Source organism: Stenotrophomonas sp. (assembly GCF_050737075.1).
Lineage (GTDB): Bacteria > Pseudomonadota > Gammaproteobacteria > Xanthomonadales > Xanthomonadaceae > Stenotrophomonas.
This window is the reverse complement of the sequence record NZ_JBOHXV010000043.1, coordinates 1-14,224: the sequence shown is the minus strand read 5'-3', so window position 1 is coordinate 14,224 and position 14,224 is coordinate 1. Positions and strand designations below refer to the sequence as shown.

Here is a 14,224-nt window from a genome sequence, read left to right as displayed (position 1 = left end):
CCTTCCGCTGAAACACTGCACCGCGATCAGTAAATCTACTGGGTGCGGTCAGCCGTTCCAGTCGAGTCCTTTCGGCGCGCGGGAGAACCCCGTCGCACGCAGTGCCTCGCTCAGTGCGTCGCGCTTCACCGGCGCGTCGTCGATCAGTTCCAACGTGAACGGGCTGCGCCGACTGCGGCGCAGCGCGATGCCCAGTGCCTGCGCCGCCGCGACCATCGCAGCTTCCGACGCAGGTGCGTCAGGATCGAACCAGGTCAACAGCTGGCGGCCACCCTGGGCCAGGTACAGCCGCAGCCGCCCGCCGCCGATCACTACGAGCGCGCCTGCGCGACGCACCGGCCGCAATGTGGCGCGATGCGCTGGCCACGGCAGCACCGGCCCAAACGGATTGGCCGGGTCCACCGCCGACAGGCCCACGCTCATTCCCGGGGCATCGGCGTGCTGGGCGTCCGCCACGGTGCGCAGCGCATCGACCAGCCCGCGTTCGGCGAACTGCGCACCGCCCATGCCATCCACGAAGCGCCCGCGCAGTACACGGCCCGCGTCTTCCATGCCGCGATACACCTGCACCAGCGCGGGGAAGCCGCCGGCGATGCCTTCGGCGATCGCCGCGCCACGGGTCACGATGCCGTGCCGCTCCAGCAGCCCCTCGGCCAGCGCCACTGCGCGTACCGTGTCGCTGACGGGTGCGCGCTGCAGCAGCGACCAGCGGCCCGCCAGTGTTGCCGCGCCCAACGTGCCCGTCACGGACGGCATCCCGTCGCCGGCGAGTGGGTCCATCATCATCGCCCTGCCCCGCGCGAAGCGGCTCTGCCGCGCCGAGGTACTCACCCGCGGGCGTACGGCGCGGGGACCGGACAAATGGCGCAGCGGGGTCCACAGATCGGTGGTCACCCACCCGGCCCACGCCAGCTCCCACAGCGCGGCGTGCAGCGCGTCCGCATCCACGTTTTCAGGCCCACCCGACGACCGCTGCCGCGCCTGCACCGCCACCGCCAGCTGACGTGCGAAGTAGGCGCCACCGTCGGCCAGCACCGCCAGGATCGTTGCCTGCAGCGGCGACGGCGCCTCCGCCGGCAGTGCGGGCAATGTCTCGGCGGCGAGCTCCTGCACGTGCAGCGACACCAGCCCGTCGTCGTCGCCCAGCCGCCCGTGCCCGGCCCAGACCACGGCGCCGGTGGCCAGTACTTCGTCGAGCATCGCGGGCGCGTAATCCGCCACGCGCGCCGGCAGGATCTGCTGTTCCCATGCCGAGGCCGGCAGCGGCACGCCCGCCAGCAGTTCGATGACGCGCAGCACGCCGTCGCTGCCGTGCAGCGCGCCGTGCGCGGGCACGGCATCGGCGCGGGTCGCGACGCTCGCGTCGGCCACCAGCCCCTGCCGTTCAAGCAGCAGCGCGGCATAGGCCTCGCGACTCGCCGGACGGGTGGCCTCGCGCGCGGCCTGCAGCGAGCGCAGGCGCAAGCGCTGGAACACCGTCTCGCCGACCCACTCACGCCGGGCCAATGGATGCGGATCAGCCGTGGTGGCACCGAGATGGCCATTGAGCAGCTTGCCCTGCTCCGCCAGACGCTCAAGTGACGCATCGGCCACCGCCACACCCAGGCCCCAATGCGCGGCGGCGGCGGCCGTGGTGAACGGCGGATGGGTGCGTGCATAGCGCGCCAACAGCTCGCCCAGCGGGTCGCCTGCCGGCTGCAGGAACACCTCGGGCAACCCCGGCGGCAATACCACGGCGAGCGCATCGCGCAGCCGCGCGGCATCTTCCACGGCCGCCCAGCCGTCACGGCCGGCGAGCCGCAGCGGGAACGCGCGGTGCTCGCGCTGCAGCGCCTGAAGGTGCGCGGCGGCGTTGCCGGTGTCGTGCAGGCGCGCGTCCACGTCCGTCCCGGTCAGCGGCCCGAGCTCGCGCAGCAGGTCGGCCACGCCTTCCTTGCCGGTCGCGTGGCGGTCGGGCGCGAGCCGCTGCAATTCGCGTCCCACCTGCTCCACCACCCGCGGATCGAGCAGTTCCCCCAGGTCGACCTGACCCAGAAGATCGCCGAGCAACGCCGCATCCAGCGACAGCACCGACGCGCGGCGTTCGGCCAGCGGCACGTCGGTGCCGTACATGAATTCCGCTACATAGCCGAACAGCAGGTTCGCCGCGAACGGCGACGGCACCTCGGTGGTGACCTCGGCGATTTCGATACTGCCTTGGGTGAGGCGCTGCATCACGGCATCGAGCGCATCCAGATCGTAGGCATCCTGCAGCACCTCGCGCGCGGCTTCGACCAGGATCGGGAAGTCCGGGTAGCGCTGTGCAATGGCAAGCAGTTCCGCCGCACGTAGCCGCTGCTGCCACAGCGGCGAGCGGCGGCCCGGCGTGCGCCGTGGCAACAGCAGGGCGCGCGCGGCGCACTCACGGAACCTCGCCGCGAACAGTGCCGAACCGCCTACCGCCTGGGTCACGTCGCGGCGCAGCCGCTCCGGGTCGAACAGGAACAGCTCGGCGCCCGGCAGGCGGCCGGCGGAATCCGGGATGCGCACGATGATGCCGTCGTCGCTGGCGACCACCGCCGGGTCGATGCCCCAGCGCTCCTGGATGCGCCCGGCCAACGCCAGCGCCCACGGATCGTGCACGCGACGCCCGTACGGCGAATGCAGCATCACCCGCCAATCGCCCGACTCATCGCGGCAACGTTCCACCACGAGGCGCCGGTCGGTGGGCAGCACGCCGGTGGCCTCGCGCTGTTCGTTCAACAGGCCAACGATGTTGGCGATGGCATTGGGCTGCAGCCCGCACGCCAGCAACCGCTCCCGCTGTGCGGGCGCGATCTGCCCGTCCGCCGCCTCACCGTCCATCGTGGCCAGGAAGGCGCCCACGGCCTCGCCCAGTTCCGCCGGCCTGCCCACGCCCTCGCCGCGCCAGAACGGCAGCCGCGCCGAACGCCCCGGTGCCGGCGTCACCACCACCTGGTCGTGGGTGATCTGCTCGATGCGCCAGGACGTGGCCCCCAGCGTAATGATGTCGTTGACCCGCGATTCGTGGACCATCTCCTCGTCCAGCTCGCCTACCCGTCGCGAACCGGCGCGCTCCTCGCCCTCGGGCAGCATCACGGTGTACATGCCGCGGTCGGGGATGGTCCCGGCACTGGTCACCGCCAGCTGTTTCGCGCCGGGTCTTGCGCTCAGCTCGCCGGTCTGCCGGTTCCAGACCAGGCGCGGTCGGAACCCGGCGAAATCGTCGGAGGGGTAACGCCCTGCCAGCATGTCCAGGGTCGCGTCGAAGGCGCTGCGCGGCAGGCTGCGGTATGGCGCCGCGCGTCGCACGCAGGCGTACCAGGCCTCCACATCCAGCGTCTCCACCGACACCGCCGCAACGGTCTGCTGGGCCAGCACGTCCAGCGGGTTGCGCGGCGGCTGCACCGCCTCGATGTGCCCCGCCAGCATGCGCTCGATCGCCACGGTGGCGTCGATCAGGTCGCGGCGGGTACGCGGGTAGACCAGCCCGGTGGAGGTGCCGCCGACCTGGTGGCTGGCGCGACCGATGCGCTGCAGCGCGCTGGCCACCGACGGCGGCGCGGCCACCTGGATCACCAGGTCCACCATGCCCATGTCGATGCCCAGCTCCAGGCTGGAAGTGGCCACCACGCAGCGCAGCGTGCCGTCCTTGAGCGACTGTTCGATCTCGCGCCGCTGCTCCTTCGAGACCGAGCCGTGATGCGAGCGCGCGATCAGCGGCGGGCCGCCGGCGGTGCGCGAGGAGGTACCGCCGTTGTAGGAGCCATATTGTTCAGGCGCTGGCGAAGGCTCGACGACGCCTGTCTCGCGCGCGACGCGTTCGGCGTACAGCTCGTTGAGGCGTGCGGTCAGCTTCTCGGCGACCCCGCGCGAGTTGGCGAACACGATGGTGGACCGCCGCGCCAGCACCTGGTCGAGAATGCTGGCTTCCACATGCGGCCAGATCGAGCCGATCCGCCCGGGCAGTTCCTTGTCGCTTGCCGGTCCCGCCGTGGGCGGCAGGTCGGCCATGTCCTCCACGGGCACCACGACGCGCACGTCCAGCTGGCGGGGGCTGGCAGGATCGACCACGCTGACCGGCCGGTCGCCGCCCAGGAACGCCGCCACCGCGTCCACCGGCCGCACCGTGGCCGACAGGCCGATGCGCTGCGCCGGCGCGGCAAGCAGTGCGTCCAGCCGCTCCAGGCTGAGCGCCAGGTGCGTGCCGCGCTTGCTGCCGGCCACGGCATGGATTTCGTCGACGATCACGGTATCCACGTCGCGCAGCGTCTCGCGCGCCTGCGAGGTCAGCATCAGGAACAGCGATTCGGGCGTGGTGATCAGGATGTCCGGCGGGCGGCGGACCATGCGCGCGCGCTCGGCGGCCGGCGTGTCGCCAGTGCGTACCGCCACGGTCAGCGCGATCGGCGGATCGCCACGGCGGGCACGCTCGGCATCCACGCCCTGCAGCGGCACCTGCAGGTTGCGGTGCACGTCCGCGCCCAGTGCCTTGATCGGCGAGATGTAAAGGACGCGTGTGCGTCGCGTCAGAGGCGGGTTGTCGTCGCGTTGGGCGCCCGCCTCCGCTTCGCGGACGCGGTAGAGCTGGTCGATGGCATGCAGGAAGGCCGCCAGGGTCTTGCCCGATCCGGTCGGCGCGATCACCAGCGTGTGCTGGCGGGCCGCAATCGACGCCCAGGCCGCCGTCTGTACCGGCGTGGGCGCGGGAAATGCGGCGGCGAACCAGGCGCGGGTGGCGGGTTCGAACGGGGCCAGGGGGTGGGCGGCGGAGAGCGGCGGCGTCATGGACGACCAGATTACCCATCACTGCGTAAAAATACCGGCCTGATGCGTGCGGAGGTCCTGTTTCACGCCGGCGTAAGCGCTGCCGCGTTACCAAGGCGGTGTTGCCTTCCCGCCGAGGTTTCCAGCATGAAACGCCTCCCCAAACGCACGGTATCGGCACTCGCGGTGATTGCGCTGTGCGTCCTGCCTGCAGTGAGTTCGTGGGGGCAGGCCCAGTCCCTCCTGCCGCTTGTCCAAAGCAGCAGCGATGCGTCCCGACCGAAACCCGCCAACAGTTGGCGCGTGGCCTTCGACGAGGGCGCCGCGTCGAACGGAACGATCAGCTTCCGGATCTGGCCGAGCGACGATTCACCGATACACGTCGACATTCCGGTACTCGACGGCGAAACCGAGGCGCAGGTGGCCGACATCACGCGTGATGTCCTGGCCGCGCGGCTGGGTGGGCGCTACCGGGTCACCGTTGTCGACGGTGGGAACGTGGTGGTCAGCGCGCAGCGCGGCACGCCGGACTTCACCGTGGAGTTGCTGCGCGATACCGCCCGCGACGTGATGGTGGTGGTGCAGCGGGACTGATCCACGCGCTGGGCTATCCTTGTGAGGCATTTCGCCCGAGGCCTGCACCATGCGCACGCTCTACCCGCCCCTCACCCCCTTCCGCGAACACCAGCTCGCGGTCGATGCGCTGCACACGCTGTTCGTGGAGGAATGCGGCACCCCCGACGGCATTCCGGTGGTGTTCCTGCATGGCGGCCCCGGTGCGGGCGTGTCACCCACCCATCGGCGGTTCTTCGATCCGACGCGCTACCGGATCGTACTCATCGACCAGCGCGGCAGCGGCCGGTCCACGCCGTTCGGCGAGCTGCGCGACAACACCACCGCGCACCTGGTGGACGATATCGAACGGGTTCGTGAACTGCTGGGCATCGCACGCTGGCTGGTATTCGGCGGCTCATGGGGCTCCACGCTGGCCTTGGCCTATGCGCAGGCGTATCCCGCGCGTGCCACCGGCCTGATCGTGCGCGGCGTGTACCTGGGCCGGGCCGAGGAGAACCGCTGGTTCAACGAGGCCGATGGTGGTGCACGCTGGATCTTCCCCGAGCGCTGGGCGCGCTATGCCGCGCATCTGCCGGAAAGCGAACACGGCAACATGATCGAGGCCTACTGGCAGCGCATGGACAGCGACGACAACGCCACCCGCATCGCCGCCGCGCAGGCGTGGCTGGGCTGGGAAGACTTCGCGGCCACGCTGGTCCACGACGTCGACGCCGTCTCAGACGCCGACCCGCTGGATACGCTGGCCAAGGCACGGATCGAGGCGCACTACTTCCGCCACAACGCTTTCCTGGAACATGGCCAGCTGCTGCGCGACATCGACCGCATCCGCCACCTGCCCGGAGTGATCGTGCAGGGGCGCTACGACATCATCTGCCCGCCGCGCAGCGCCTGGGACCTTGCCCAGGCATGGCCGGAAGCCACGCTGGAGATGGTGCTGTCCGGGCACGGCGCGACCGAACCGGCCACGGTGGACGCGCTGGTGCGCGCCACCGATGCGTTTGCCGATCAGGCCGCTGCGTACGCCGGGTAATCGGTGTAGCCCTTCGCGCCACCACCGTAGAACGTGGTGCGGTCCGGGGTGTTCAGCGGCCAGCCGTTCTGCAGGCGTGCCACCAGGTCCGGGTTGCTGATGAAGGGCGTGCCGAATGCGGCCAGGTCGATCAGGCCGGCATCGATCAACTGTTCGGCACGTGCGCGGTCCAGGCCGCCGGCCAGGATCAGCGCCGTATTCGGCAGGTTGCCCTTGATCGTGCGCAGCAGCGCCTGGAAGCCGCTCTCGGTACCGGTATCCACCACGGCGTCGCCGACCTTGAAGCCGGACTGGTCCATGAGGTGCACGAAGGCCAGGCCGCGTTCGCCAATCGCCTTGCTCAGCACGCCGTAGGTCGTGTCGATCTCGTCGTGCAGCGGCATGTCGAACAGCTGCCCGTACGGCGACAGGCGGATGCCGGTACGCGCCGCGCCGATGCGGGCCACCACGGCGTCGATTACCTCCAGCGTAAAGCGCAGGCGGTTCTCCATGGTGTCGGACGAGTAGTGGTCGGTGCGGTCGTTGACCAGCGGATTCATGAACTGCTCGAACAGATAGCCGTTCGCGCCGTGGATCTCTACGCCGTCGAAGCCGGCTTCGATCGCATTGGCAGCGGCCTGTGCGAACTCGCCGACGATGCGGGCGATCTCGTCGGTGGCCAGTTGGCGCGGTGCCGGCGGCGCGACCAGCGCCGGGCTGCCGGTCTCGTCATAGCCGAAGGCCTGTGCACCCATCGGCTGCTTCGAGCTGGCGCTCACCGGCAAGCGGCCGTCGGCCTGGATGGTCGGGTGCGAGACGCGCCCCACGTGCCAGAGCTGGGCCACGATCCGGCCACCTACGGCGTGTACCGAATTGGTTGTGAGGCGCCAGCCGTCAATCTGCTCCGGCCGGAAGATGCCCGGGTTGAACAGGTAGCCCTGTCCCTCCTGCGAGATCGGGGTGCCTTCGCTGACGATCAGGCCGGCAGTGGCGCGCTGGGTGTAATACAGCGCGATGCGTTCGTCGGCGATGTCGTTGGGCGCACGGGCGCGGGTCAGTGGCGCCATCACGACGCGGTTGCGCAGCGGCGTACCGGCGAGATCGAACGGGGTGAACAGGGACGTCATTGCAGGATTCCTGGGGAGGGACCCGCCAGTGCGGGCAGGCGACCATGCTAGGCAGATGCCGATAGAGCTACAATCCGCCCATCCGGCAAATCACAATTGCCCAAATCGCACTACGGGAGCCCGCCCCATGCAGCTCAAGGCCCTGCGCTACTTCCTGATGGTGGCCAGCACCCGCAGCTTCCTCGCCACCGCCCGGCATTTCCGGGTGCCGGCCTCGTCCGTCTCGCGCTTCATCGCCGCGCTCGAGAAGGACCTGGGGCGGCAACTGTTCTACCGCAGCACCCGTGCGGTGCGTCTGACCGAGGACGGCGAGCGCTTCCATCAGCAGGCTCGCGAAGCCATCGACCTGCTGGACGCGGCGGTGGACGACCTCAGCCGCGATGACGGCTCGCTCGCCGGTCGGCTGCGGATCAACGCGCCCGAGGCATTCGGGCGGCTGCATGTGGCGCCGGCGATCAACGCGCTGCAGGCCGAGCACCCGGCGCTGGACGTCGAGCTGCAGCTTACCGATGCCTACATCGACCCGGTGCAGGAAGGCGCGGACATCACGGTGCGGATCGGGCCGCAGGTCGATTCCGGCCTCATCGGGCACACGGTCGCGGCCCAGCGCCAGATCCTGGCAGCGAGCCCGGCGTATCTGGCAATGCACGGCACCCCGCAGCGTCCCGCCGATCTGCTGGCCCATCGCTGCCTGCTCTACAAGGGCCAGCTTGGCACCCAGCGCTGGTACTTCCGGGATGCGCCCCAGCAGGCGTTCGAGGGCATCAACGTGACTGGCCCGCTGTGCAGCAACAACGCCGAGGTACTGCTCGCCGCCGCACTCGACGGGCATGGCGTGGTGCTGTTTCCCAGCTGGCTGTTCAACCGCGACAGCTTCGCGCAGCACGCGCTGGTGCCCCTGCTCGGCGCGTGGGAAGGCGCGGTCGCCACCGAGGCCTCCTACATCCAGCTGCTCTCACCCGAAAACAAACTCCGCTCACGCAAGGTGCGCGAAGTGACGGCATTTCTGCTGCAAGCGTTCGGCACACCGCCGCATTGGGATGCGACGTCCTGCGCACGCAACAACGCGTAGAGCCACGCCGTCGTGGCTACCGCGGGCAGCGCGGCACAAGCAGCCGGGCAGAGCCCGGCGCTACGGCGCGGGCGGCTTGCCTTCGGTGACCAGCCGGTACGCACCCAGCGCCATCGGGATGATGGACAGCGCCGACATGAGGTGCGCGAACGCCGACAGACTCTGCTGGCGCTGGGTGGCGTCCAGCTGGACCGCCCACTGGCTCGCGGCCTGGTAGATCGCCACGCCGATGATGATGAGGATGATGCCCCAGAGCTTTCTCGCGTCCACGTCCTTCCCCTGTTGAGTGTATGGATGCGCCCGGCCGCATCCCCCGCGCCGCGCGTGGGCGACTTTGGCATATTCCGTTGGGGGTTGCAGCAGCCACCCATGGGGTGGCTCTACCGTAGCCAGCGCGGCGGACGTGACCGTATCCGGGGCGGTGGGCATTGCGGGTTTTACTGTAGACCCGGCGCGGCGGGGGTGCCACGCTCGGGGCGTTTGTTCGCCCCGAGGCCCCTGGTGGATGCGATCACCGCCCGCTGCCGCGCCGTTGCCGCCCATTGGGGCGTGTCGGCGCTTGTGTACGGCTGGGCGATGCTGGCCTGCCTGCTGCTTGGCGGCTGCGCCACCCTGCCCCGCAACCCCGTCCCCGCCGACCAGATCGCCTGGGCGACCGTGCCCGGCATGCCGGATGTGCGCGGCTGGGCCGGCCGGCCCAACCGGGACATGGAGCTCGACTTCGAGCAGTCGATGCGCGACGAGCGGCCGGAGGACTTTCCGGTGGCCGGCGACGGGCGTATCCACTATCCGCACCTGGCGCTGTCCGGCGGCGGTGCCAACGGCGCCTTTGGCGCGGGCTTCCTCAACGGCTGGACCGCGACCGGCACCCGCCCGACCTTCAAGATCGTGACCGGGGTATCCACCGGTGCGCTGATGGCGCCCTATGCGTTTCTCGGCGCGGACTACGACGCGGCACTCAAGCGTTTCTACACCACCACGTCCGATGCCGATGTGTTCACCGCCGGCAACCCGCTGATGGCGCTGCTGCGGCGCGAGTCGCTGGCGCAGACCGCGCCGCTGGAGGCGTTGATCGAACGCGCCATCGACGCGCCGCTGCTGGCCAAGATCGCCGCCGAGCATCGTGCCGGGCGCCGCCTCTACATCGGCACGGCCGATCTGGATGCGCGGCACTTCGTGGTCTGGAACATGGGGCTGATCGCCACGCGCGAAACACCCGAGGCGCTGGCACTGTTCCGCCGCGTGATGCTGGCCTCGTCGTCGATACCCATCGCCTTCCCGCCGGTGCTGATCGAGGTCGACGTGCACGGCAAACGCTACGACGAGATGCACGTGGATGGCTTCGTGGCCGCCAACATCTTCCTGCACGCCGGCATCATCGATCCGCAGCGCATCTACACCCGACTGGCGCGCGCCCCAGCGACGTATGACACGTTCATGATCCACAACGGCCAGCTCAACGCCGCCTCCACACCCGCCGAACGCTCGCTGCGTGGCATCGCCTTCCGCAGCATCGACGTCGCCGGTCGCGCCGGCATGATCGGCGATCTGTTCCGCGAATATGCCTACGCGCGCCGCGACAACGCGCGATTCGCCTGGGTCACCATCGACTCCACGCTGGCACTGCCAGAGGCCACCACCTTCGACCCCGCGCGCATGAAGATGCTCTACGACGTGGGCTACCAGCGCGCCCGCGCCGGCCCCGTATGGCTGTCGCGACCGCCCGGGATGACACCCGCTGACACTCCCTGAGCGCGGGTGGCACTACAGTGTTCCACTGACCCACTGGCGTGGAAACTGGAGTAGAAGCAACGATGCGCAACCTTCCTCGTGTTCCCCTGACCCTGCTGATGCTCAGCGCGCTGTTCGGCTGCAGCCAGCAGGGCCCCGACGCGTCGTCCACAGCCGCCGCACCCAGTGGTGCCGACCCCGGCGCGGCCAAGGCGGCCGCTGTTACAGCTGCTGCGGCCGCACACCCGGCCCCGGCGTTTGCCGAGACTGCGCCGGGCATCGCCATCGATGCAGTTCCCGGGATGACGCTGCACCGTGACTTCACGCGCAGCTATCTGGCCATGGATCGCTGGGCCGTGTTCGCACCACCGGACCTCCCCGGTACCCCGCTGGCGGCACTGGTCCTGGATGGCTCGAACGAGGTCACGTCCGCCGAATTGCGGGTGGGCCGCAGCGATGATCCTGCGGCGATCGCGGCCTGCCTCACTCCCTCTGCAGAGGCAACGCGTCCCACCCGCAGCGTCGACATCGACGGCGTGGCATTCACGCACTTCAGCGCCAGCGACGCCGCCATGAGCCACTATGTTTCGGTGGACAGTTATCGCGCGGTGCAGCACGGCCGCTGCTATGCGATTGACCTGGTCGTGGCCGGCACCCAGCCGGACGTTTATGATCCGCCGCGCTCGCCCCCCTTCAGCAACGATGATGCAAAGCAGAAACTTTCTGCGTCACTGAACGCGGTGCATTGGGTCGACTGATTATCTCGGAACGGACCCGCCGTGAAGCAAGGTCACTTCATTTTGTGAGCCATTACTCAGTTTGACTTCACCGAAAACGGGGTCCACTGTAAATCCGCGGCCAATCCCGTCTCCCGGTATCGCGTTCGCTTTCCTGATGCCATGGAGTGGCCGTAAATCAGAGGCGCCTGCAATGGTGGCGCCTTCCTCACCTCAAGATGGAACACTTGGAGAAAGCACAATGCAACTGAATGACGACGTCGTTTCAGGCTGGCTCAACGGTGCCGACAGTGTAGACGGCTGCGAAAACCCGGCCGGTTCGCTTTTCATCTACGGACAGAACGCTACCGATGCTGCGCTGACTGGCGTAGCACCCACCATGATCACCGGCGGTGGCGGCGAGTGCACGACCACCATGTCCGTGGTCAACCATTGCCTGTGTTGCTGATCTAGCCTGACCGGCGCGCAGCCGCACTGGCTGCGCGCCGCCTCGACATTCCCGCAACGTTGGGCAGACTGCAGGGGACGCAATGGTTGCTACCGCCGCCAATACACTCGCACGCATCGTGCGCCACTTCCTTGCCGAGCCCCTCAGTGGATTGGCCGACGCGCTGGCTGTCGCCGCACCTGCGCTCGATGCAGGCGAAGTGGACATCATCCAGACCGAAGCCGCACAGGCGTTGCTCGGCAATGCGCAGCTCAAGCTGAACCGGCTGCTGCTGCTGGAATTACATGCCGCCATTCGCAGCGGTCAGGTTTCCGCACCGGATCCTGTGGCGCAGCTGCAGCAGTTCGAAGCAGTTGCCCTCACCCACGCCTTCCGGGCGCATCTCGACCAACGTTATCCCGTGCTGTGGCCCCGCTTCGAGCGCATGATCCACGCACAACGTTCTGCCATCCTCGAACTTGCCGGGCGCATCGGCACCGATCGCCAGCAGCTGCATGCGTTGCTCGATGCCCCTGCCGGGCGCCTGCTGGCGGTGTCGCTCGGCAAGGGCGACCTGCATGCGGGTGGACGCACCGTTGCCCGGCTTGCATTCGAGGGCGGCACGGTGATGTACAAGCCCCGCTCGCTGCGGGTAGACGCCACCTTGGACGCGTTTCTGGCCAGCGTGTTTCCCGATGCGGTGGACCGGGTGCGCGTGCCCCGGGTGATTGATCATGGTACGCATGGCTGGGCCGCGTTCGCCGCCCACCGCTACTGTTCCAACGACGAAGAACTGCAGACCTACTATCGCGGCCTGGGCCACTGGCTCGCCGTGCTCCGCTTGATCGGCGGCACCGACATCCATCTGGAGAACCTGATCGCGGTCGGGCCGGTACCGGTGGTGGTGGACTCCGAAAGCGTGTTCTCCAAACCGATTGAAGCCACTGCCACTGGCTACGGCCAGGCCTACGACATCGCCGTGCGCCTGATGCGCAACTCCGTGCTGCGTACCGGCATCGTGCCGTTCCGCACCGCCGGGCTCGGTATGGAGGGCGTGGATCTTTCGGCCGCAGGCGCGTTGCCCGGCGAGCAGCCGAAGGTTCGCGTGCCGGTGATTGTCGACGATGCCGAAGGCGCGCCGCGCCTGGGATTGATCGAAGCGGACTTCGCGGTGGCCCAGAACCATCCCAGCCCGTCCCCGGACGTGTCACGTTTCTGGGACCACATCAGTACCGGCTTCATGCAGGCCAGCCGGCACCTGCGCGCACTGGATGCAAGCGGCGAACTGGCGGTACTGCTGCGCCGCTTCGAGGGCTGCCAGGTGCGCGATGTGCGCCGGCCGACCATGGCCTATGCCGAACTCGGCCGCATGCTGTGGCACCCGGCCTCGCTGCACGATGAAGCCCGCGCGGTGGCTACGGCAATGGACCTGCTGGTTCGCAATGCGGCGGTGGCACCGGCCGCGTCGGCCGACCCCGTGGACGTACAGGGTGAGATCGAGGCCATGCGTCACGGCGACATTCCCATCTTCGTGTCGGTCCTCGATGCGGCGCGGATCGATATCGTGGTGTCCGGCTGGCGCGGCATGCGGATCGATCTTGAAGAAGTGACCATCCGCAGCACGCTGGTGGCCACCGATCTCAACGAACACGCACTGGCCCGTGCCGAGGCCCGCGAAGGGTATTCGTACGCCGCCACGGCCCCGCATGGGCGGGATCTCGATGCGCGCCGCCGCCGGCAGGCCGCGGCAGCGGCGGACAACCTGATCCGGCTGTCGATCCGCGGTGAGGACGGCACCATGACCTGGATCACGCCGGAGATCACCCGCACCGGCTGGACCGTACAGCCGGTGCAGCCTGATCTGTACTTCGGCCTGGGCGGGATCGCGTTCAGTCTGGCCGGATACTGGTGTGAAGTGCAGGCCGGGCGGGCCGACGCGGTCGACGGGCTGCACGAGGCCATGCAGGGCGCGGTGCAGGTGTACATGACGATGTGCCGGCGCGACCCGCCCGACCCGGGTGGCGGCCTGGTGGGTGCCGGTTCCCGGATCTGGACGCTGCTCGCACTGCACGCGCTGCTGCGGCGGCCCGAGTTGCTGGACCTCGCGCGCGACAGCGCCGAGGCGATCGGCTCGACAGGTTTCGACGCCGTACCGAAATCCGAACTGCTCGATGGCGTGGCAGGCGCTATCGTGCCGCTGATTGGCCTGAGCGAGGCCACCGGGGAGGCGCGGTGGCTCGACATCGCCGCAGCCGCTGCGCGCCGCCTGCAGGCCACGGCGATGGTCGACGCCCATGGCGTGCGCTGGCCCACGCCGCAGTTCGAGGAGCCCATCGGCGGCTTCGGTCACGGGGCCATGGGGATCGGCTGGGCACTGGCCAGGCTGGCATTGACCGCGGCCGGCACGGCGGCGGAACGCCACGCGTGGCAGGACCTCGCCGAGGGGGCATTCGCCTTCCAGGACGCGCTGTACGAGCCCGATACCGGTCGCTGGCGGGATATCCACCTCAAGGACGGGCAGAAGAACTTCCCCACCTGGTGCCATGGCAGTGTGGGCATCGGGCTGGCGGCCGCCGACCTGCTGGCGCGCACCGGCAAGCCGGAATTCCGGCACATGTTGCGGCGGGCGGTGGGCGATGCCAATGGAAAATGGGGCTTCAGCCACACTTTGTGCCATGGCGACCTGTCCACGCGGGAGCTGCTGGTGCGCGCTGCGGCAGTGGATCCGGAGGGCTGCCCCTATCCGGTCGACGTTGCCGCCGCCGAGATCATCTCGTC

The 14,224-nt window shown here is 69.1% G+C and carries 10 protein-coding genes; 7 read left to right on the top strand and 3 right to left on the bottom strand.

Annotated features, from left to right (window positions below; translation table 11 throughout):
- Positions 1 to 48 precede the first annotated feature (48 nt).
- A complete protein-coding gene (locus ACREPD_RS11910) occupies positions 49 to 4,788 on the bottom strand; it encodes an ATP-dependent helicase (protein ID WP_431599533.1) in 4,740 nt (1,579 codons plus the stop codon).
- Positions 4,789 to 4,914: 126 nt separating this feature from the next.
- On the opposite strand from ACREPD_RS11910, the gene ACREPD_RS11905 reads away from it, so the two are divergent.
- The gene (locus ACREPD_RS11905) at positions 4,915 to 5,361 is read left to right on the top strand and encodes a hypothetical protein (protein WP_431599532.1); all 447 of its coding nucleotides are present in this window, start codon (positions 4,915 to 4,917) and stop codon (positions 5,359 to 5,361) included.
- A 49-nt stretch (positions 5,362 to 5,410) separates the two neighbouring features.
- A complete protein-coding gene (gene pip, locus ACREPD_RS11900; RefSeq protein WP_431599531.1) occupies positions 5,411 to 6,373 on the top strand; it encodes a prolyl aminopeptidase in 963 nt (320 codons plus the stop codon).
- On the opposite strand, the gene ACREPD_RS11895 is transcribed toward pip, so the two are convergent.
- A complete protein-coding gene (locus ACREPD_RS11895) occupies positions 6,349 to 7,479 on the bottom strand; it encodes an alkene reductase (protein WP_431599530.1) in 1,131 nt (376 codons plus the stop codon). The genes pip and ACREPD_RS11895 overlap by 25 nt on opposite strands.
- 127 nt (positions 7,480 to 7,606) lie before the next feature.
- On the opposite strand from ACREPD_RS11895, the gene ACREPD_RS11890 reads away from it, so the two are divergent.
- Positions 7,607 to 8,551, top strand: coding sequence for a LysR family transcriptional regulator (locus ACREPD_RS11890; RefSeq protein WP_431599529.1), 945 nt, complete (start codon positions 7,607 to 7,609; stop codon positions 8,549 to 8,551).
- A gap of 60 nt (positions 8,552 to 8,611) precedes the next feature.
- Here the strand turns inward: ACREPD_RS11890 and ACREPD_RS11885 are convergent, their stop codons facing one another.
- Entirely contained in the window at positions 8,612 to 8,821 is a 210-nt protein-coding gene (locus ACREPD_RS11885; protein ID WP_431599528.1) for a hypothetical protein, read from the bottom strand.
- A gap of 231 nt (positions 8,822 to 9,052) precedes the next feature.
- Between ACREPD_RS11885 and ACREPD_RS11880 the strand changes: the two genes are divergently transcribed.
- From ACREPD_RS11880 to ACREPD_RS11865, 4 genes are all read left to right on the top strand, one after another.
- Positions 9,053 to 10,303 (top strand): patatin-like phospholipase family protein, encoded by a 1,251-nt coding sequence (locus tag ACREPD_RS11880; RefSeq protein ID WP_431599527.1) that lies wholly within the window; start codon positions 9,053 to 9,055, stop codon positions 10,301 to 10,303.
- A 98-nt stretch (positions 10,304 to 10,401) separates the two neighbouring features.
- A complete protein-coding gene (locus ACREPD_RS11875; protein ID WP_431599526.1) occupies positions 10,402 to 11,040 on the top strand; it encodes a hypothetical protein in 639 nt (212 codons plus the stop codon).
- A gap of 220 nt (positions 11,041 to 11,260) precedes the next feature.
- Positions 11,261 to 11,467, top strand: coding sequence for a DUF6229 family protein (locus tag ACREPD_RS11870; RefSeq protein ID WP_431599525.1), 207 nt, complete (start codon positions 11,261 to 11,263; stop codon positions 11,465 to 11,467).
- A gap of 82 nt (positions 11,468 to 11,549) precedes the next feature.
- Positions 11,550 to 14,224, top strand: a 2,675-nt coding sequence (locus ACREPD_RS11865) for a type 2 lanthipeptide synthetase LanM family protein (protein ID WP_431599524.1), incomplete at its 3' end; no start/stop codon positions are given.